The following is a 20,777-nucleotide window of genomic DNA, read 5'->3' as shown; positions in this document are numbered from 1 at the left end:
CAAAGCCCTTTTCTACTCAACCCCACTCGTTAGCGGGCCGCAAAGATACACTCCTAAGTTTCAATCCTGCAAGGCTTTCGGAAAGTATTTTAGACTTTCTTTCTATCCTCCTTAAGTGCAGTATTTTCAACCAGAATGCACGAGACGTTTCTCGCTTGCGGGATGCAAAGATACGTCCATCCACACCACCCGTGCAAGCGAAATCTTCACTTTGGTGCATCTTTTTTATAGGTCCCGAAGGAACTACGTAATTCCTTCTGATGTGACACCGATTACATCGTCTCAAGCGCTGGAGACAAAAGAATTGATGGAGACTAAGCGTAAAATTTATCCTGAGATCCTTATCCACTAATAACGACTATCACGTCTATGGGCGAAATCTCTGGCATTGTTGGGCAAAAACGATTTCGGACGGCAGCAATGCTCCCTGCTCCCCTACCCTTCCTTGTACCTGCGGCCGCGCCCTTATTATTAGTCTGGTGGTTGATAGTCTAGTAGGGCTGCCGCAAGCAAATACTTGCTTCGCTCGTACATGGCAATAACTAAACAACTAATCTGGTGAGGCACGCCAAGGAATGCTCGTTTTGGGGTGAGAACTAGGCAACTCAGATAACCTTATATATAAGGATACACTTTGGCGTCCTAAAATAGAAAACCCGGACCACCATAAAGGCGACCCGGGCAAATCTGTGTTCCGCTTCAAACAGCGAAACCTGAGCTGATTTAACCTTCTTTACCAGATGATAAGGAAGTTTAAGCCAACGGAACAGACGATAACAAGTTGGGAGGGGCCAGGCGATCTGTCCCTCCCCAACTTGCAGGTAGTATTTAAACGCTGGCAGGCTTAACCGTTTTCACAATACGCGCAGCAACCTTATAAGGATCTGCGGCAGAGTTCGGACGGCGGTCTTCCAGCCATCCCTTCCAACCACGCTCAACGGTGGCTACGGGGATACGGATGGAGGCACCACGGTCAGAAATACCAAAACTGAATTCGTGGATGCTCTGGGTTTCGTGCAGACCGGTCAGGCGAAGGTGGTTATCGTGCCCATAAACCGCAATGTGCTCTTTAGTGAGCGGCCGGAAGGCTTCACACACCTTCTCGTAGTCCGATTTCTTACCACTTTCGCGAAGGAAAGAATTAGAGAAGTTGGCGTGCATACCGGAACCGTTCCAGTCTCCTGGTACCGGCTTACATTCGTAATTGATGATGATACCATATGGCTCAGCAACGCGGTCGAGCAGGAAGCGTGCGAGCCAGATCTGGTCACCAGCTTCCTTGGCGCCTTTGGCGAAGGTCTGGAATTCCCACTGACCGGGGGCTACTTCACAGTTGATCCCTTCTACTGTCAGGCCGGCATCGAGACAAGCGTCAAGGTGCTCTTCGACGATTTCACGCCCGTAAGCGTTAGCAGCACCTACCGAACAGTAGTACTGGCCCTGCGGAGCGGGGTCGGTACCATCGGCGGGGAAGCCCAGGGGAAGATTAGTCTCAGGATCCCAGAGGAAATATTCCTGTTCGAAGCCGAACCAAAAATCCTGGTCTTCGTCGTCGATGGTGGCCCGGGCATTTGACGGGTGCGGCGTACCGTCTGCGGTAAGTACCTCAGTCAGTACGATGAAACCATTCTTACGCTGGGGGTCCTTGATGATGGAAACTGGCTTGAGGAGACAGTCAGAACTACCGCCTTCGGCCTGCTTCGTGGAAGAACCGTCAAAAGACCACATGGGGCAATCTTCGAGTTTGCCGCTGAAGTCTTCGATGATTTGGGTTTTGCAACGCATGTGTTGCATGGGCTCGTAACCGTCGAGCCAGACGTACTGTAGCTTATGTTTGGTAGCCATGGAGTAAGGTTAATTGATGATTGGTTAAATCAGATTTAAGAAATGGGGCGCGGCCGCTGGTGCAAGGTTATTGCTTTTTGAAAAGCAAGGTTTTGCAGACCAGCGACCGGCCTGGATGGATTTATATTTTAGAAGCTGTAAATCGCCGCCAGGATCAAACTGATGGCACTGTTGTCTTCGAAAGTTCCGCCAAAGTCAATACCGCCACCGTTGTCAGCAGTAAAATCTGAGCCACTGTCGAAGCGAACTTCAGGTACGATACGCAAATCACCCTGCTTGAAGTTGCCACTCAGGGTAAACGAGGTAACGCTTCGCGAAGGAGTTGTCTGGCCTTCTGCTTCTTTTTCGGCGAAGTACTCGCCGCGGAAAGAAATATCAAAACTTTCGCTAAGCCCGGCCGTAGCGTAGAGTGCCGCACCAGTGAAACCACCAACGGTGTTACCGTCGATAGAACTGTTTTTATCGGAAACGTTGAGGCCAAGCATGAAGCTTTCGCTTACTTCGTAAGTCGCGGTAAGATCGACCTGGAAACCATTTTGGTCCATATCGTTTTCATCACCGTTGTCTTCTTCCTTACCGGCAAGGAAATTGAGGTAGGCGGCCAGGCCACCGGCCTCGGCACTTAGCTGGGCACCAATGTGCTTGCCTTCCACGGCGTCGATTTTAGTGTCCGTATCATTGAATATGCCAATCATTGCCCCAAAGCCCTCTGCAAGTGCAAAGTCAGCTTTAACGCCAGTGTGGTAGAATGGCCCATTACTGAATAAGTAGCTGGTGCTGTAATTCATATTAGCAGGTGCATCGATCACTTCGTAACCGACGAAAGTGCCGAAGTTACCCATGGAAAAAGTTATGGCATCGCTTGGAGAATAAGTGACAAACAATTGCTGGACGGTCTGGCTCCAGTTGGCACCGAAGAATTCACCGTAGTTACCGTCTCCGTTTGCCTGTACCGCACGAGGGCCAAAGCCTATTTGGCCAACGAATCCTACTTTGCCAACGGTTTTTTCCGCCAAGAGGTTTACCATGCCGATTCCGAATGTGTTTGGTGCTGGCGTGAAGCTCGTTGGAAAGGTGAGGGGGTTGTCTCCTGCATCCGTACTCAGGTTACCCTGGTAGTACGCATCGACGTAGCCCGTCAGGCTGAAAGATGGTTCTTCCGCTTCTTTTTCTTCTGCTACGGGAGCAGGAATCGGATCAGTAACCGGCAGTTCTGCGGCATCCTGAGCAAAAAGTTGAAAAGAAGATAACAGCAAAGCCGTAAAAGTTAGTTTGTTGATAAGTTTCATGTTTGGTGGAGTTAAAAGCTCGTGAATTGTTGTGGTTAAAGCCGGACACGAACAGACCCCAAGGCAGTTGGGCAAAACGGATTGCTTGCTTACCTTTGACTCTCTGCGGTAAAGCAGAGAAAAATCCTTAGTTGGGGGCGACCTGGTCGTTTCCGACGGGCCCGTTTGGCGTTGCAGCGCTGGCGGGCCTTTTTTGGATCGCGTTGCGATCAGGAGTTGTTGCAGGAGTTGCAGTTGTTGCAGGGGTTTCGAGAATTTCAGCAGATTATTACTCTGCAACACATGCAACCCCTGCAACACTTGCTCATCCTTCGGAAGTCAGCTGAAAGATGCCGTCTTCTTTACTGGCAGTATAGGCGTGCATGTCGTGCTCACCAATGTCAAGGCCTTTAATCTCTTCTTCTACGTCGACGCGGATACCCATGATGGCTTTGAGACCGCCCATGATGCCGAAGGCAGCCACGAAACTGAAGGCACCGATAGACAGGGTTCCGATCAATTGAGTGAAGAAACTGTGCTCTGGGTTAGTACTGAAGATGCCCACTGCGAGGGTTCCCCATATGCCACAAACACCGTGTACGGAGGTTGCACCAACCGGGTCATCAATCTTGAGGGTCTTATCGAAGAAGACGATACTTAATGGAATGATCACACCGGCAATAGCACCTACGCAAATGGCACCGAGGCCAGTGAAACTGTCGGCTCCAGCGGTAACACCGACGAGGCCGCCGAGAATACCGTTGAGTACCATACTAAGGTCGTATGTCTTGAACATGAAGTAGGACATGAAGAAGGCTGCAACACCACCCGCAGCAGCGGCCAGAGAAGTGGTTACAAAAACCAGGGAAACACCGTTGGGGTCGGCACTAAGGACGGAACCGCCATTGAAACCATACCAACCGAACCAAAGTAAGAATACGCCGATGGCGGCCAAAGGCATACTGTGTCCCGGAATCGCCGTGATGGTACCGTCTTTGCGGTACTTACCCTTACGTGCGCCAAGTAAAATGATACAGGCAAGGGCAGCGAAACCACCGGCAGCATGCACGAGGGAAGAACCCGCGAAATCGTAGAAGCCCATCGCGTCCAACCAGCCGCCGCCCCACTTCCACATACCAGTGATGGGGTAAGAGATGGCAACGAAGATCATGGCAAAAATGAGGAAAGGAACAAGCTTGATCCGCTCGGCCACGGCACCAGAAACAATGGTGGCACAAGTAGCAGCAAACATGCCCTGGAAAATGAAGTCGGAATAACCAGTGTAGGTTGCTCCGCTTTCGGCGGCAGCAGCGTACTGGGCTACTCCATCAACGGTTTCGATGGCACCTGCGGCCCAGTCCATCGGCGCGAAGCGGCCGAGCCAACCGGCAATCAGCTGCTCGTCTCCCGGATACATAAGGTTATAGCCTACAATGTAGTAGGTTAACAAACCGATGCTGATGATCATCGAGTTTTTGAAAAGGATATTGACAACGTTTTTGCGTTGTACAAAGCCAGCTTCGAGGCTGGCAAAACCAAGGTGCATAATGAAGACGAAACAAGTCGCCACCAGAATCCAGAGGTTATTTACTGTAAACAATGCTTCCATAGCAAAGGAGATTTTTTGAACTAGTAATTCGAGGGGTTACTGTAGATTCACCTCCGAAGGATTAACCCAACCTACTATAAATGAAGCAGGCAGGTCCTTCTCCGGGAATGAGGAGGAAAATGGTCTTAATTGGTTATGGCTAAGGAAGGTTTGGAACCTAAAGGATGCGGCATTAATTCTTGCCGAAAATAGTGTGTGGTAGTGGTTCCTAATACTGTGGCGAGTGGTTAAATCGCGCCTGAAATGGGTAGTTAAATAAGTTTAAATTGCGCTTTCGTTTTCTTCGCCGGTGCGAATCCGGACAACGCGCTCGATGTCAAAAACAGAGATTTTACCATCGCCTACATTTCCGGTCCGACCGGCCGAGGTGATGGCCTCGATGATGGGGTCAACCATATCAATGGGAGCCAGGAGGTCCAGTTGAAGGCGGGCAATGTAGTCCGCATCATAGACGCTTCCCCGGTAAGTTAATTGTTCTCCGCGCTGGAGGCCAAACCCTTTCACTTCGGAAAGCGTGAAGAACTTAACATCAATTTCAGCGAGCGCATCACGAATAGCCTCAAAGCGGGACAACCGGATAATTGCTTCAATTTTCTTCATTTGGTGGTTTTTTCGGGTAACGGCTCTTTGGTAAGAAGAACCGGAACGCTTTTAAGGTAGATAAAACAGTTTTGTGGTCAGAACAACTCAGCTAAAGATCGTCACCTTTGCTTTGATAATAACAAATGTCCGACAGTAGGGCGGCACCAAAGAACCACTTAGGTTCGTACCTTGTGACATCCAATACAACAACATTTACCATAAATACCTGACAATCATCTAATAAAAATTACATTTAGTAGCTTATCCAAAGATCATTTCGCTCGCCATTTTTTCGTTAATGCCCACTTTATAATGCCAAAAGAAGTTAAATACCAACTGTGGCGATTGATCAAATCGCTAACGAAAGCGGAGAAACGCAATTTTAAGCTTTACGCCAAACGAGCAGGGGCTAACGGGACCAGTAAGTTTATCCAGCTATTTGACGTGATCGACCGGATGGCGGATCCCGATGACGCTTTGGCCATGAAACGGATGAAGATCACTACCGGACAGTACAGTAACCTGAAGCGGCATTTGTATCAGGAGTTATTGACGAGCCTCCGCATGATCTTCATCAGTAAAGAAATAGATATAGAGTTGCGGGAGCAAGTTGACTTCACCCGTATTCTTTACGGCAAAGGGCATTACCTGGACGCACTCCGGACGCTGGAACGTGCCAAGGCTAAGGCCGTAGAGCATAATCAGGACCTCCTGCACCTTGAGATTCTGGAATTTCAGAAACTTATCGAAGCAAGGCACATTACTTTGTCCCGTCAGGTGTCTAATAAAATGGATTTACTCCTCAACGAATCCGGCGAACGCAGTCATAATGTGCTCAACACCAGCGAACTGTTTAGTTTAAGTATCCAGATTCACGGTCGCTATATTGAGCTCGGCCATAGCCGAGCGGAGGAGGAACGGTTGGCTACACGTCAATTCTGGGATTCTATCCAGGCAAAAAGGGTTGGTCGGGCCTCTGCACCGAACACCTTTCACCAACAGGTGCATCGTTTCCAGGCAGGAATGTGGTATCACTATATCCAGCTGGACATCGGCACCGCGCTGGAGGCGGCGATCAATGCCCAGACCTTATTTACACTTAGCCGCCAAATGATCGTCAAAGATCCGGATTTATACCTCCGCTGCCTGTATTACGTTGCCATGCTCGCTTATTTAGATAAGGATGAGAAAACGGTGGTTCGTTATGTTCAACGAATGCAGGTATTCCTGGATGATGACAAAATCCACCTAAATGAAAACTCACGGAATATTGGCAGGATTTACTTTAACCTGAGCCTCTTCAACCTCCACTTCCTGCAACGTGAAAAAGAACGCGCTTATGCGCACGGTCAACAGTTGATCGGTGCTTATAATGAAAGCGCCTTCCGACCGAACAATCATCGATGGGGACTTTTTCTTTACAAGATTGCCGCAGCCTGCTTCCTGGTGAATCGGTACGACGAAGCACTGGATCACCTGAACAACATTATTAATATGAGGAGTGGAATTTTCCGTGAAGATCTCCTGATCAACACCCGGATTCTCCATGCTTTATGCAATTTTGAATTGAGTAACTATTCCTTGGTTGATTATCACCTGACGAGCCTGAGTCGGTTATTACGGCGCAGCCGGGAGACCGCTGAGGTGCACCGGCTGGCGGTATCGGGCATACGGCGGCTACTGAATTTACCTGCGGCGGAACGTACGCCCGTTTATACAGAGATCAGAAAAAATCTTGCCATTCTTCAGGACCAGCCCTTTGAAAACAAGGCCCTGGCCTATCTTGACCTGGAGCAATGGCTGGACTTACACTTGTAATTACTCTTCAACTATAAAAGTACACACTCACTGGACATTTTTATTTCAGCTCGAAACTTCCTGTCGCCTCCGAGTGGTAAGGGTTGCAGGGGGTACAGCAACTGCAACTACTGCAACTAAATTCCTTAGAAGTAGCCATTAAGCAGCGATTTAAGCAAAATGTCCAGTAGAGTAATAAAAGTATTTTTATGGCGCGGCCGCAGGTGCAGTATGAAATTTGACGGGAGCAATATTTGGCAGAACCTTTCTGCGGCGTTGGCCTTCATTTGCTCCTTAATACTTGTCTTTGCACCTGCGACCGCGCCCGAAATCCAAAATGCCCGCTACTACGTATATAAAATATCTTAGCTTTAGGATGCATTAGAACTATACTCCACAACCTACACATATGAGAATTTCTACCCTTATTCAGGCCACCATCGTGGCCTGCCTAACACTCTTCTTAGGTGTCGCCTTTTCTAGCGGACCAGGTGCCAGCGGCACTTTCAGGACCGGAGCCCCAAGTGCCGGTGGCGGGACGGAAGGCACCTGCAGCGGCTGCCATAATACTGGCGCCTTTGGCGAGCCCACAGTAACCTGGAACATTGCGACCACTTTAGGAGGGACCAACATCTCCAGATATCTTCCCGGGGAGACCTACTTCGTTACCATTAACGTATCCGCACCAATGGGTTCTCCTGCTGCCTACGGATTCCAGTCCGTTTTCTTAGAAACGACCGGTAATACCCAGGCAGGTACCCTTTCGGGCTTCGACGCAAATTCCCAGGGTTCTCCTGGTGGCGGCCGAACCTACGCCGAGCACAATAAGCGCACGCCTTCCGGTACCTGGAATTTCCAATGGACTGCCCCCGTTGCGGGTACCGGCGATGTTCGCATCTACAGTGTCGGTAACTCAGTAAACAGCATGAGTGGCAACCAGGGCGACAACGGTTCCTCGATGTCCACCATCGTTAACCTGATGGAAGCAGCATTGCCCGTCACCCTGGCCGGCATCGAAGCCCGTGCAGAGAAAAATGACGTCCTGCTAAACTGGGAAACCGCAGAAGAAGACAACGTTTCCCATTTTGAGGTGGAACGCAGCACCAATAACGCAGAAACATTCGTATCGATTGGCCGGGTGGCAGCCACCGGATTTACTACGTCTGGCGAAGGCTACAATTTTAAGGACGCGAATGCTCCCAATGGGGAACATTTTTACCGACTGCGTATGGTTGATTTCGATGAAACTTTTACCTTTAGTCCCGTAGTCTCTGCCAAAGTCGAACGTAGTGATCTTGCCCTGCGCCTGTACCCGAACCCTGCCATAGCGGAAGTCAATATTGACGCTCCGGTACTGGACGGCGGACGGCTCCGGGTGTTAGACATGAATGGAAGGGAGGTTTATTCCGGCGCGCAGCAACCGACCCTTGATGTCAGCAGCTTCCACTCAGGTGTTTACCTGATCGAAGTCCAGAATGGCCGGGAGCGTTTGGTAAAAACCCTGGTCAGACAGTAAGTATTACCGTTTAGCCAGGAAGGCCATCTCCACGTTACTTTTTATTTCCAGCTTTTGGTACTTATCAGTCAATACTGGTAATGCTTGGAAATACGGTGTGTGATACTGCACCAAAACATTGTACAACCTCTTTTTTTTGCTCTTAATTAACTCCTTACATGACAATTTTCAACCATCGCTACTTAGCGATTTTCGCGGCCCTTGGCCTGGCGATCTTCTTTTTAGCCAGTTCCGGAGGCCCCGCTGCCGCCGGCAATTACTTCACTGGTGCTCCAACCCTCGGAGGAGGCACCGAAGGTACTTGTAACACTTGTCACAGCAGTGGCGCGAGTACTTACGGCGAACCGATCATTAACGTTTCTCTCGTTGCCGATGGTGAAACGAATCCGATCACCGAGTATACGCCTGGCCAGACCTATATGGTAACGGTGGCCGTTGGCTACCCCAGTGCTAAACCTGAGGCAATTGGGTTCAGTTCTCAGTTTCTTACTGCAAGCTCACCTGCTGCCACCGCCGGAGTACTCGGCAACCCATCAGAAGGTGCTCAGATAACCTCTGCCCCCGGTGACCGCAGGTACGCTGAGCAAAGTACTCCGAACACCACCGACAGTCTTTTTATTTTTGAATGGACTGCGCCGGAAGCGGGTACTGGCGAAGTAAAGATGTACTTATCTGCCAATCTGGTCGACCGTAACCGCAGTACTGGCGGAGATAGTGGCAGCACTTCTCCCACGATCATTTCCTTTACGGAAGGGGTGCCATCTGCCGTTAACAATTTCGCGGCCATTCCTCACCGCTTGTTCCCTAACCCGGCCTACGGGTCGGCTACGCTGCAAGTGTCTCCGCCCACCTCCGGAAGCTACGAGCTGAGCGTAACCGGGATGAATGGTCAAACCTTACGTACCGAACGCTTGCAGCTTACTGCTGGAGCTACACAATTAGCGGTACCGTTGGAAGGTCTGAAAACGGGTGTTTACGTCGTAAGTCTAACCGGTACAGAAAGCCGTCTGGTAACACGACTGCTGGTAAATTAAAACGTTTCCACAGCCAGTACAAAACCGGACTGATGGTTTCGGCGCTACTTCCACATAAGGAGGTAGCGCCGTTTTTTTTTGCCGACATACCTGAACTTGCCATGTTAGCACATTACTTTCGCCCCAAAGTAACCGATATGACCAGCCCGCGCGCACTCGAAGACGTAGCCGAATTCCACCGAACCTTTCACCTTCCGGTGCTGGACACCCCGCAGATTCCCGACGCTGATCGTTGCCGCCTGCGGATGAACCTGCTTCAGGAAGAACTCAACGAACTTGCGGAAGCCATTGAAAACAATGACCTGGTAGAGGCGGCCGATGCTTTTGCCGACCTTCAATACGTGCTTAGCGGTGCCATCCTGGAGTTTGGCCTTGGAGAAAAATTCAGGGGTCTTTTTGAAGAAGTCCACCGCTCCAACATGAGTAAAACATGTGCCACAATGGAGGAAGCAGAAGCCACGGTGGCGCACTATGCTGCTAAGGGACAAACTGGCGTTATCGAACCGTCCGGTAAAGTATATCTCGTGTACCGCACCTCAGATCGGAAAGTACTTAAAAACAAGTTTTACTCTCCGGCTGATTTGAAAAGCATGATAAAATAAAGAAGGGAAACAGTCTATTCCTTATTTTACACGTTTCGAACGAGTTCAACTATTCAGATCAAATAAATGGATGATTTTCACCACCGGGGTCAACGACGACAACTTATCGAGCAATTACGTACCAGCGGCAGGTATGATGAGAAGGTACTGGAGGTGATGGCCAACCTACCTCGCCATGCTTTTCTCGACAGTTCCTTCCACAGTTGGGCCTATAAAGATGAAGCCTTTCCGATTGACTGTGAACAAACCATCAGTCAGCCCAGTACTGTTGCCTGGCAAAGTACAGAGTTGGAGCTATTACCACGGCAACACGTTTTGGAAATTGGTACCGGATCGGGTTACCAGGCGGCGGTGCTGTCCTTACTAGGAGGCCGGGTCTTTACCTTAGAACGCCACAAGCCTTTGTGGCGTAAAGCCAAACTCACCCTGAAGAAGCTCCGGCTTGACCGCATTCGCTGCTACCTTCGAGACGGTAATAATGGCCTGCCGGAGTTGGCTCCCTACGATCGGATTCTGGCCACTGCTGGCGCAGCAGCCGTGCCGCCTGCACTCCGGGAACAACTCAAGGTTGGCGGAATCATGATTATTCCCGTTGGTCCGGAAGGAAAAGAACAGACGCTATTAAAAATTCGTCGCACCGGTGAAACAACCTGGACGGAAGAAAAACTTGGGGGATGTGAGTTTGTCCCTTTTGTTGAAGGGTTGGGGTAGTCAGATTATCGGGTTGTCAACTCGGGGTAGCCTTACCAGACCAAAACTTCCAGACTACAAAACGAACCTGGTGCTCCATCAAGTTTGATTTTGGTAGACTGCTTGCTGTATTGCCCCCTAACGGGTGCCCCGCCACACCGCCCTGGCGTCGGCCTTATTTTGCCGGGCAAAAGTAGGTCGACGCCAGGGCATTAAAGCGTGCGGTTCAACTGAACCGAATTCAACCCTGACAGATTACTAACTTACCATTTGCTTCAACTTTATGGCCTCGGCAGCTTTGGCTGTCGTATTGTTTTGACCGTTGGTGACCGGGCGGTCTTCAGCTATCTCCCGGAGGAAAAAAGGTGAAGGTCCGTAGGATGTCCAGCCACCATCGACCAGTAAAGTCTGGCCAGTAATGTGGCGAGAAGCGGGACTGAGCATGAAGGCGACGGTAGCAGCTACGTCTTCGGGTTGTCCGACCCGGTTGTTCGGGTTCAGTTTAGCCCAGGTACCAGCGTAATCGGGTTCTTCTTTCTGCGTCCGTTCCGTCAGGGTAGCCCCCGGGGCAACACAGTTCACGCTGATACCGAGTGGTCCAAGCGGCAGCGTAAGCTGCTTGGCCAACATGCTGATACCAGCTTTTGACATACCGTAAGCGGCAAGATTCATGTAGGCTCTTTCTCCTACGTTGGAGCCAATCAGCACGATGTTTCCACCACTGCCTTGTGCTTTCATTACTTTAGCTGCGGCCTGTGCCAGAAAGAAAGTTCCCCTCAAATTCAAGTTGACTACTTTGGTAAAACTCTCGGGGGTAAAGTCGAAGAAATCGCCAAATTCGGTAAGCCCGGCATTTGCGACAACCATCTCCAAACGACTGTTGGTGATATTGGCCGCAAAGTCGACCATACGTTTAATGAATTCCGGGTCTCCGGCATCACCAGGGAAGGCGTAGGAATGTACCTCGCTTCCAGCGTTGAGTTTAGTCACTGCGGCAGCCGCGGCTGCCGGGTCGATGTCATTTATTACAACTTTGGCTCCTTCGGCTACCAAATGCTGCGCAATAGCGAAGCCAATTCCGTTGGCGGATCCGGTGACGATAGCCGTTTTGCCAGTAAAGGGTTGATAGATCATTATTTCTGTTTTGTTAGTTTAAGGGGGAAGGAACCTGTACGCATGAGGTGATGATGAAATTTATCCGCCACTCATTAGATGTTCCTTATCGATTTAATACACTCCTTGGCGTCGGAGGGTTAATGGATAAGGACCCGGTTTGGTTCTAGAAAACCATCAGGATAACATGTTTTTATATTTTGACTAACCAGCTATCGACAAAAATCAAGGCAATTCCAGACCTGAAAAGAGTCTGTGTCATCAGGCTTTACACAGGTCGAAATGATAAGTTTAGCAACAAAAGCGATACTTTGCGGCCGAAACGTACAGGATCATTAATCTGTCCGTAATCAACCATCCCGGAAAAAAGACCGTATGCAAACTTACCTCAAGCTATTGGAGGATATTCTCGAACAAGGCACCGTTAAAGGCGACCGGACCGGAACCGGCACCCGCTCCGTATTCGGGTACCAGATGCGGTTCAACTTAGCGAAGGGGTTTCCCATGCTCACTACTAAAAAGGTCCACTGGAAGAGTGTTGTCCATGAGCTCATCTGGTTTATCCGGGGAGATACCAACATCCGGTACCTGGTACAAAACGGCGTGCGCATCTGGAATGAGTGGCCATTTCAATATTATCTGGAGAAAAATGGGTTGGCTGAAAATTTCCCGAAGCATTCTGACAGCTGGAAAGCTGAAATGAAGTCGTTCATAACAAAAATTGCCGAGGATGCCGATTTCGCAGCGACCTACGGAGAGTTAGGCCCGGTGTATGGTCGGCAATGGCGAAATTTTAACGGGGTGGACCAATTGACCGAGGTCATCGAAGCCATCAAAACCAACCCTGATTCCCGCCGACACATTGTCACTGCCTGGAACCCGGCAGACATTCCCGAAATGGCAAAGGCAGGCCTCCCGCCCTGCCACACGCTGTTTCAATTCTACGTAGCAAATGGCCGTCTGAGCTGCCAACTTTATCAAAGATCAGCCGACACCTTCCTGGGCGTCCCGTTCAATATTGCCTCCTATGCGCTGCTCACCCATCTGGTTGCCAGAGAATGTGGGCTTGACGTCGGCGATTTTGTCCATACCCTCGGAGATGCACACCTCTACAGCAACCACCTGGAGCAGGCTAAACAACAACTCAGTCGTACCCCCCGGCAGCTGCCGACCTTATCATTTGCCGAAAATGCTCCCGGTATCTTCACCATTGGGTTCGACGACATTTTACTGGAAGGTTATGATCCAATGCCGGGGATTAGGGCGCCGATTGCGGTTTGAGGCAGGGGTTGCAGGGGTTGCAGGGGTTGCAGGGGTTGCAGGGGTTGCAGGGGTTGCAGGGGTTGCAGGGGTTGCAGAAGAAAAATTGCCGCTGGCAATTCACCAAAGTTATTCAGTTTAAATTTGAAATTAATTTGAGCAAAGCGAGCTGCCCGGTGCGGTAGCTGCAACGGGAGCGAAGCGACCTCTGCAACGCGCCGAAGGCGCTCTGCAACGGGAGCGTAAGCGACCTCCGCAACTCGAACGAAGTGAGTATCCAATGAACGTAGACCAAGCCATCGAGCGCGCAAAACAGGAAAAGAAGTCAAACAAGAAGTTCTTCAGCAAGCTGAAAGTCCGCCCGCCTAAGGATCTCGATGAACAGTTCCACAAATTGCACGAGGAAGTTTTTCAGGAAATCGACTGTCTGGCTTGTGCAAACTGCTGCAGGACGACCAGTCCGATTTTTCGCGACATCGACATCGAGCGGCTGGCCCGACACCTGGGCATCCGCCCTGCGGAGCTGGTAGAACAACACCTCCACCTTGATCAGGACGGCGATTACGTACTGAACGTCGCACCTTGCCCCTTTCTGGGTGCCGACAACTACTGTTCCGTCTACGAAGCCCGGCCGAAGGCCTGCCGGGAGTATCCGCATACGGACCGAAAGAATATGTTGCAGATTTTACCGCTCACCCTAAGAAATACGCTGGTTTGCCCGGCAGTGGGGGAAGTGGTCAGGAGGTTGAAGGGTTCTTGAGTCTCGATTGGCGAAAGCAACTTTGCTCGCTTCCGCTCTTAGGATCATTTCTCTAACATTTCAACTCAGCATTACGCCCGCGGCCGCTCCCTCCTTAGCGGAACAATGCGAAGCGTAAAAACATTGCTAAATCTCTAATCGAGAATCACCAATCGAGAATCGAGAATCAAGAATCGAGAATCAAAAAAGCCTCCCCCCATCGTACCGGTTCTGGTTGACCGGCAGGTTAATGAAGTCGAGTGTGCCGGGCTTAACGGCAATGGAGAAGGAATAGAAATTCCGCTGCGGTGCCCAGCTGAAGCGCATCTCCCAACAATGGAGGTCACGGACAAAGCTCATAAAGGGATAGGTTACCCGCTTACTGGTGAAGTCGTAGCCGATCTGACCGATGTTTACGCTCCAATTATTGGTGAGTTGCAGATCGCCCCGTAGTTCGATGGAGTTGGCCACCTGGTTGAACCGTAGTGTTCCCCGGTCGTCTATGTCCGGCTCTTCCGTGTCGAATTCCCGGTCGAAACTAAAATTGAACGTATGACGTATGCTAAACCGCTCGAACAAGCTAAGGATATCCGTTTCTTCGAAGAGGGTGTTTTCTTCTTCCCGCCTTTTCCGTCGTTCATCTTCAAGGTCCGTTACGACCTCTTCTTCAGCCCCCTGGAAAAGTTCTCGAATTTTCTGGACGGTGATGTTGGTGGAGATGGAACTGGTAAACCGGGTAAGCCCAAGGGGGAGCCGCCCCTCCGAAAGATTGGTTACATCCACTCTTTTGAAAGTTCCCCGGGTTGGATCGTAGCGGGTAATGTAGGGGTCAAAAGTTGCGCCGAGGTTGACCCGGGTAACACCCTTAAAGAATTGGGTACTGCCCCGCACCGATACCGGACTCCACTGCAGCGTGTCTGCCGTAACGTCATAATTACCGGAGACGGCGATGTTCTGGAATAGTTTGACGTTTTCCGAGATACTATCCTTGCGGTTCCATATTTTAGCCTCAAAGAGGTTCGCCAGGCTATAGCTGACGCCCAGACGCCGATCTGAACTGGGGGGCGCGCCGAAAATTTGATTAGCGAAAGGTGAGAGTAGCCGGGTGGAATCACCAAAGCGGGGATCAATCTCATCCTCCGGGATGAAGTACCGCTCACCGCTGATGTAATCGACCGCGTTGGCATAATCCGGCGAATAGCCGAAGCTGAGGGATGGTTTGATGACGTGCCTAAGCCCCTGCAGGCCCAAAATTCCTTTCTTTCGGAATTTCACCTTACCGAAAATCTGGGTACTCATGCTCACCCCGGCCGTGAAGGTCCGGTAGCTGGCCAGCCCGGGGTTCAGGTCATTAACAATATCGCCCAGGCTGGTGGTATCGATGCTTTCCACGCCGGTGATGGGGTCGACGATGATGCTGGACTCTATTTCGTTGTTCAGGCTGTAGGCCCGTGTTTTGCCGTAGTAGACCTCGCCGTAACTGATGTTGGGACTGAGGTTGAAGTACTTGAGCACGTTGAGGCTAACGGCGCTGGTGACATCATGCTTGAAGCCGTACTGCCCATCGTCCAGCGTAGCTTGGGTAAAGAAGGTAGAGTCCGCGCCGGAAAACTCCGTACGCAGGGCACTTTTATAACGGAAAGACAATTTCTTCCACCAGGCAGTTTGCTTACCTGGCAGCTCCCGCAGGGGGTAAATGGTTTGGGTGGTGAAAGCAGCGTCGGGGAAGTTGACGGTGATCTCCCGGGTCCGGTTACTCTGGCTGTGGTTGAGACCGGCCGTCAGGGTTGATTTGAGTTTCGGAAACGTCTTGGTAATGTTCATGCTCGACCGGATGGTATTCTGGCTGGCAATCTCATAGGAGTTCTGGAAGCGCTGATCGACCAGGTTGGTCTGGAAGTTGATGGAGCCGCCAAAATTGAAGGTCGGATGGGCGCGGGCGTCTTGCCGGTGCGACCAATTGAGGGTGATACCTTTTTGTCGGGTCACCTCCAGGTTTTGTTCCCGGCGCAGGTTGTTGTAACTGAAGTTGAAGCTACCGCTGTACCCATATCGCTTGAGGTAACGGACGTTGGCGTTGAGGCGGTAAGTGCCCTTGAGGAAGTAATCCGTGGTCAGCTGCAGGTTCACGTGATCTCCCAGGGGAAAGAACCAGCCTACCCCTTGCAGGCCGTATCCACCCAAATCTGGAGAATACTGATAATCAGCAGGAAACAGCAATCCAGTTGAACGACCACTTTTAAGTGGAAAGAAGCCGAAAGGCAGCCACAAAGGTGTGGGCACACCCATGATCTCCAGGTTGCTTGGCCCGATGACCGCCAGTTTATTGGGGACGATCTTCGCTTTTCGGGTGCGGATGCCGAAGTGTGGGTGCTCCGCCGAACAGGTAGTAAAAATGGCCCCTTCGGTGTAAATCACATCGGCCCGGGTGGTGTCATCGATAGCGACTGCGCCGCTGATGAATTTCGATTTATCTCCTCTAACATAGATGTCGTCCTGAGTGGTGGTGGTACCGTAAACGATGCCCTTGCGCGTCTTAAAATTATAACGCATTTCCTTCGCCGTGAAGCTTTGTCCGCCATCGCTGAATTCTGGTGCGCCGGCCGGGCGGCCGATGCTGTCGGGGAGGGGTTCGGCGAAGACGATGTTCGTGCCGTAATTCAGGACGATGTGCGCCGCCTTAAGGTCAATGGCCTGGTATTTAACCGAGGCATCGCCGTAGAGGTGAATCTCCTGGCTTTCGAAATCCACCCACATGCTGTCGTTAGCGGCGTAGTCGACGGGGGCCGTGAGGGAGTCGGGCGACATTCGAAAATCGGCAGAGGAACCACTGTATTTGGCTGGCGGGAACGTATCTGCCACTATACCGGGGAGTGTATCAAAAGGCCGGGGTTGTTGTAGCGTTTGTAGTTGCTGCAGGGTATCGGGGATGGTATCTGGACGTGATACAGGCAATGTAGGGGGCGGGGACGCTGGTGCTGTGGGCTGTTGGAAGGCAATGGGGGCGTCTCTCCACTCCCTCTCCTCGGGAGAGGGGCTCGTTGAAAACGCTGCGCGTTTTGTGATCGGGTTGTCAGCCGCGGCATAAGCCCATATACTGGAGGATGAAGCTTGAACCCCGTAGGCTGAATTGTTGTGATCCTTGAGTTCTGCATACTGGCCCCTGAACCCTGAGCACTGGACACTGAATACTGAACACTGAACACTGAGCCCTGAACCCTGAGTACTGAGCCCTGCTCCCAAAACCTTTCCCTGCACCAGCGCCCCCGCCCAAATGAGGATAAGCACGCTGAAAAAGCGAAAGTTACGAGCCGTAATAAAGTCATATATTTGCGTACCATCCCTACTACCGGAACGAACCGGACACCGAAGACTTAAAGAAGATGTCAAGAGTTTACTACGCACTGATTACGATACTGTTTTTATTCCCTGCAATGACGGCAACCGGCGCTTCCGCGTCGCCTTTCCCATCGGTATTTAACGTTACCTTAAGTGAGAACGCGGGCAAAAGTACGCAGGCCGTCTTAAACCCCGTACAAAAGGTAGTAATCGATGCCGGACACGGGGGCAAAGACCCCGGCGGCATGGGTAAAAACAGCCAGGAAAAACACATTGCCCTTAAGATAGCCCAACTGCTGGCCATCGGCATCCGTACCAACTTCCCCGACGTGGAGGTAATCATGACACGGGCTGATGATACGTTCATTCCGCTTTACGAGCGGGCGGCCATCGCCAACCGGGAAGGGGCTGATCTTTTTATCAGTATTCACGCCAACATCATGCCAGGGAGCAGTGCCACCTACGGCACGGAAACCTTCGTGATGGGGCAGCACGTAGCCAAACACAACCTTGCCGTAGCCAAGCGGGAAAACGCTTCTATTCTGCTGGAAGATAACGTGCAGGAAAACTACGGATACGACCCCAACAGTGACGAGGGCCACATTATGATGAGCATGTTTCAGCATGCCTTCCTGGAACGAAGCATCCTGTTTGCTGAATTTGTGGAAAACGAATTTGCCGACGCTGGCCGTAAAAGCCGGGGGGTGAAACAGGCTGGTTTCGTTGTGCTTAAGGAAACGACCATGCCCAGTGTGCTGGTGGAAACCGGTTTTATGAGTAATACTGATGAGGAAACCTACTTGCTAAGTGGCCTCGGTCAGCAAAAACTGGCCAACGCCATTCTGAAGGCCTTCAGCAATTATTACAAACTCCTTGGAGGAGGGTCCCCTGCGGTAGCGACCCGCCCGCAGGTTCCCCAGGCGACCTCTCCCACCATAGAGTTACCCGCCATGTTTTCTGCTAATCCCGTTGCCTCTCCCCGAAAAGTAAATGTCTACGATCGGGAAGTGACGGTAGCCACCCCTGCTGCGGCATCGCCAACGGGATCAATAATGGCCCACCCTACCCCACAACCCATGGCCGCTAATCGCCAGTGGACCGCAAAAGGAGTAAGCCCTCAACCCATCTCCTACACACCGATTCCTGCTCCGGGAACTGCCACAATGCCCGCACCGGTCAGCTATGGAACCTTGGTTCCTGCAACGACTTACGGCCCGGCCTTGCCTCCACAGAGTGCAGCGAGTAAACAATATGAAAGTGTTCTCAGCCGGGAGGTGACCAATGGCCTGCGTACCCAGCCTACAATTTATCAACAAGCCAGTCGGGCAGCCGGAGCGATGACCATGCCGGACACCGTCCCTCCTCCAAAGTATACGTTCGGCGATGCGGGTGCCCGTAAAGCTGCAGAAAACAAGGACAGGATAGACCTGGCGACGATTGATGATACTCAATTAACGTACGCCGTTCAGATCATCGCGACAAAGCGCGACCTGGACCTGTCGGAGGCTCGTTGGCAGCGCATTACCTACCCAGTTCGATTGGTTAAAGAAGGGGGCTGGAATAAATATCAGGTCAGGGGACTAACCACCGCTGCCGATGCGGCAACCGCGAAGACTCGGGTAGAGGCAGTTGGGTTCTCCAATACGATGATTGTGGTCTACTATAAGGGCATTCGTTTGGCGGCGGGGCAGGTCAACTACCTGCTGAGCAGGTAACCGTCCCATCTGCAACTGACGCGCTAAATAATTATTACGACTTCTGCCTGTTTCCGTCCTCGAAACAGTTGTCTCCTCACGGGTAAGTCTGTGACAGGTGCATAGGGACAAAGCGGCCAACGCATGACAGACTATCTGCATATCTCACTAACAGACTACCTGACTATTTGACTATCTTGGCCCAAATAACCATCCATATACTAATGGTCAATCAAAATTTAACATGTCTGGAAATTTCACCTTTGAGCTGCTGTGCATCGACCCAGCAGACATCAACAACCAGGAAGCATTTGTACACGCCCTCAGTTATAGTTCGGAGGTCTGGAACGGCAAATCTCCGATTATTACCCAGGATAAAAACGGACAATCATTCATTAAGGGGGAAGAAGGTATGTTGCTCACCGTTTTACCGGTCGACACCAGTAAAATTCTTACCGACCTCGTAGAAGCTGCCTTTGTCTTGCGGATCGAGTCAAAATATTTTGAAACGCTCGAACCCTACCGTCAACGCCTGCTTAAACATCTGCGAGAGAACCTGAAATTTGCCCACATCCGGATTCTTAAGGATGACATATCTGCTGAAATTGCTAACCAGTTATATCCAAAAATCAATTCAGTAGAGAACCTCTTACGTCGATACCTCATAAAATTCTTCTTCCAACGTGTTGGGATGAACTGGTGGGAAGTAACCGCCACGCCTAAGATGATCGAGAAGGTCAAAAACCGGCAACGGAACCGCTCTAACCAATTCAGCTATTTCATCAACAGTGACATCGAGTTTGCCGACTTTGATGACCTTGGCCTTCTCATCTACAAACAATCTACTGGCTTCAACGACCCGGAAAGAGTGCTGGAGTTGCTGGACCAGGTTGATACCATAGAGGACTTAAATGAGCTTAAAGGCAATCTGCAGGGCAACTACACGAAGTACTTCAAGACCTTTTTCAGGGACAAAAATTTCGAGAAGCTCTGGAAGGACATGTCTAAGATCCGGAACAAAGTGGCCCACCAGGCAACTTTCTTCCACAGTGAGCTAAAGAAGGGCAAGGAGCTTTCTGCTGATCTTACCCGGATCATCACGGAAGCAGAAAAGCACATCGATGAGATTGTCCTGAGCCTTAAAGAGAAGCAAGCGATCCATCAGGCTGCCGTTGAGGTTGTACGGGAAGAAGAGGAGGAAGCCGCAGAACAGCAGGCCCAGGAAGTTATGGCTGGCAGCCGTGCCCCCTCAGACGCTCCACGTGACCAGGAGGAAATTGCTCATTCGGACTATGACAACAGGGTGAAACTTACCGGCCCTAAGGTGCTGGGCAAGATCAAACTGGAACATAAGGTCAAGTCTTACCACAAGACGGCCGCCCCTGGCTACATGGTCATTACGGAAGAAGAAATCGTTACCGAGCTCGAGGAAGCCCTGAGCTTAAACTATACGGACTATGTCGGCCTGAAATGGTTCGTTACGCAGTTTCTGGCCAATAAAGGTTATGCCATTGGCACCACCTATTCACTAGTCAACATCCTGATCGAACAGGGATCCATTGTATTATACGACAAGGAGAGCCCCGACGGTCATATGATCAAGGCGGTGAAGTTACCGGGGTGATTAGTTAGTAGTAGGTAGTTCATAGTCAGTAGTTCACGTATTATATTACAGTCTAACTAACTACT

Annotated in this window: 15 protein-coding genes; 9 read left to right on the top strand and 6 right to left on the bottom strand. The window is 50.9% G+C overall.

The features are described from left to right. Window positions 1–828: 828 nt before the first annotated feature. The 4 genes from B036_RS0117390 to B036_RS0117375 form a co-directional block, all read right to left on the bottom strand. Window positions 829–1,845 (bottom strand): glutamine synthetase beta-grasp domain-containing protein, encoded by a 1,017-nt coding sequence (locus tag B036_RS0117390; RefSeq protein WP_020570011.1) that lies wholly within the window; start codon window positions 1,843–1,845, stop codon window positions 829–831. 128 nt (window positions 1,846–1,973) lie between these two features. Continuing rightward, the gene (locus B036_RS29850) at window positions 1,974–3,134 is read right to left on the bottom strand and encodes an outer membrane beta-barrel protein (RefSeq protein ID WP_020570010.1); all 1,161 of its coding nucleotides are present in this window, start codon (window positions 3,132–3,134) and stop codon (window positions 1,974–1,976) included. Window positions 3,135–3,438: 304 nt separating this feature from the next. Beyond that, window positions 3,439–4,722, bottom strand: coding sequence for an ammonium transporter (locus tag B036_RS0117380; RefSeq protein ID WP_020570009.1), 1,284 nt, complete (start codon window positions 4,720–4,722; stop codon window positions 3,439–3,441). Window positions 4,723–4,983: 261 nt separating this feature from the next. Then, complete coding sequence (locus tag B036_RS0117375; protein WP_020570008.1) at window positions 4,984–5,322, bottom strand: P-II family nitrogen regulator; 339 nt, start codon at window positions 5,320–5,322, stop codon at window positions 4,984–4,986. A 294-nt stretch (window positions 5,323–5,616) separates the two neighbouring features. Between B036_RS0117375 and B036_RS0117370 the strand changes: the two genes are divergently transcribed. The 5 genes from B036_RS0117370 to B036_RS0117340 all read left to right on the top strand — a co-directional run bounded on the left by B036_RS0117370 (window position 5,617) and on the right by B036_RS0117340 (window position 10,964). Beyond that, window positions 5,617–7,122 carry a hypothetical protein gene (locus B036_RS0117370; protein ID WP_020570007.1) on the top strand — a complete coding sequence of 502 codons (1,506 nt, stop codon included), beginning with the start codon at window positions 5,617–5,619 and terminating at the stop codon, window positions 7,120–7,122. 388 nt (window positions 7,123–7,510) lie between these two features. Then, window positions 7,511–8,617 (top strand): choice-of-anchor V domain-containing protein, encoded by a 1,107-nt coding sequence (locus B036_RS0117360; protein WP_020570006.1) that lies wholly within the window; start codon window positions 7,511–7,513, stop codon window positions 8,615–8,617. A 158-nt stretch (window positions 8,618–8,775) separates the two neighbouring features. Next, window positions 8,776–9,651 carry a choice-of-anchor V domain-containing protein gene (locus tag B036_RS0117350; protein WP_020570005.1) on the top strand — a complete coding sequence of 292 codons (876 nt, stop codon included), beginning with the start codon at window positions 8,776–8,778 and terminating at the stop codon, window positions 9,649–9,651. A 137-nt stretch (window positions 9,652–9,788) separates the two neighbouring features. Then, window positions 9,789–10,253: a pyrophosphohydrolase domain-containing protein gene (locus tag B036_RS0117345; RefSeq protein WP_026232078.1), complete on the top strand. Its 465-nt coding sequence runs from the start codon at window positions 9,789–9,791 to the stop codon at window positions 10,251–10,253. A 66-nt stretch (window positions 10,254–10,319) separates the two neighbouring features. Continuing rightward, window positions 10,320–10,964 (top strand): protein-L-isoaspartate(D-aspartate) O-methyltransferase, encoded by a 645-nt coding sequence (locus B036_RS0117340; protein ID WP_020570003.1) that lies wholly within the window; start codon window positions 10,320–10,322, stop codon window positions 10,962–10,964. 237 nt (window positions 10,965–11,201) lie between these two features. Here B036_RS0117340 and B036_RS0117335 read toward each other — a convergent pair whose 3' ends face one another. After that, window positions 11,202–12,077 carry an SDR family NAD(P)-dependent oxidoreductase gene (locus B036_RS0117335; RefSeq protein WP_020570002.1) on the bottom strand — a complete coding sequence of 292 codons (876 nt, stop codon included), beginning with the start codon at window positions 12,075–12,077 and terminating at the stop codon, window positions 11,202–11,204. Window positions 12,078–12,431: 354 nt separating this feature from the next. Here B036_RS0117335 and thyA point away from each other — a divergent pair, with 354 nt between their 5' ends. After that, window positions 12,432–13,337, top strand: coding sequence for a thymidylate synthase (thyA, locus tag B036_RS0117330; protein WP_020570001.1), 906 nt, complete (start codon window positions 12,432–12,434; stop codon window positions 13,335–13,337). A gap of 259 nt (window positions 13,338–13,596) precedes the next feature. Further along, window positions 13,597–14,076, top strand: coding sequence for a YkgJ family cysteine cluster protein (locus B036_RS0117320; protein WP_020569999.1), 480 nt, complete (start codon window positions 13,597–13,599; stop codon window positions 14,074–14,076). A gap of 180 nt (window positions 14,077–14,256) precedes the next feature. Here the strand turns inward: B036_RS0117320 and B036_RS0117315 are convergent, their stop codons facing one another. Then, window positions 14,257–17,010, bottom strand: coding sequence for a putative LPS assembly protein LptD (locus tag B036_RS0117315; RefSeq protein ID WP_157472198.1), 2,754 nt, complete (start codon window positions 17,008–17,010; stop codon window positions 14,257–14,259). Between the two features lie 428 nt (window positions 17,011–17,438). Between B036_RS0117315 and B036_RS32990 the strand changes: the two genes are divergently transcribed. Beyond that, window positions 17,439–19,109 (top strand): N-acetylmuramoyl-L-alanine amidase, encoded by a 1,671-nt coding sequence (locus B036_RS32990; protein WP_071596790.1) that lies wholly within the window; start codon window positions 17,439–17,441, stop codon window positions 19,107–19,109. Between the two features lie 223 nt (window positions 19,110–19,332). Further along, complete coding sequence (locus B036_RS0117305) at window positions 19,333–20,712, top strand: HEPN domain-containing protein (RefSeq protein ID WP_020569996.1); 1,380 nt, start codon at window positions 19,333–19,335, stop codon at window positions 20,710–20,712. Window positions 20,713–20,777: the final 65 nt, after the last annotated feature.

Origin of the sequence: Neolewinella persica DSM 23188, assembly GCF_000373105.1 — a bacterium.
GTDB classification, from domain to species: domain Bacteria; phylum Bacteroidota; class Bacteroidia; order Chitinophagales; family Saprospiraceae; genus Neolewinella; species Neolewinella persica.
The sequence above is the reverse complement of the archived record's forward strand: the minus strand, read 5'-3'. Positions and strand labels throughout refer to the sequence as shown.